At 55.3% G+C, this 351-nt stretch carries 1 rRNA gene; it reads left to right on the forward strand.

From position 1 onward, the window contains the following. Window positions 1-351 (forward strand): 23S ribosomal RNA (locus V3391_RS17620); the annotation flags it as partial.

The following is a 351-nucleotide window of genomic DNA, read 5'->3' on the forward strand; positions in this document are numbered from 1 at the left end:
CCCGGAGGAAAGGACATCAATAGAGACTCCCCTAGTAGTGGCGAGCGAACGGGGACCAGCCGAACCATGAGAGTGACTAGAACACGTTGGGAAGCGTGGCCATAGCGGGTGACAGCCCCGTATAGGAAGCTCGACTGGACGTATTAAGTAGGGCGGGACACGTGTAATCCTGTCTGAAGATCGGGGGACCACCCCCGAAGGCTAAGTACTCCTTACTGACCGATAGCGAACCAGTACCGTGAGGGAAAGGTGAAAAGCACCCCGACGAGGGGAGTGAAACAGTACCTGAAACCGAGCGCCTACAATCAGTTGGAGGGGCATAAGCCCTGACAGCGTACCTTTTGTATAATG

The organism is Luteimonas flava (genome assembly GCF_036584485.1).
GTDB lineage: Bacteria > Pseudomonadota > Gammaproteobacteria > Xanthomonadales > Xanthomonadaceae > Luteimonas > Luteimonas flava.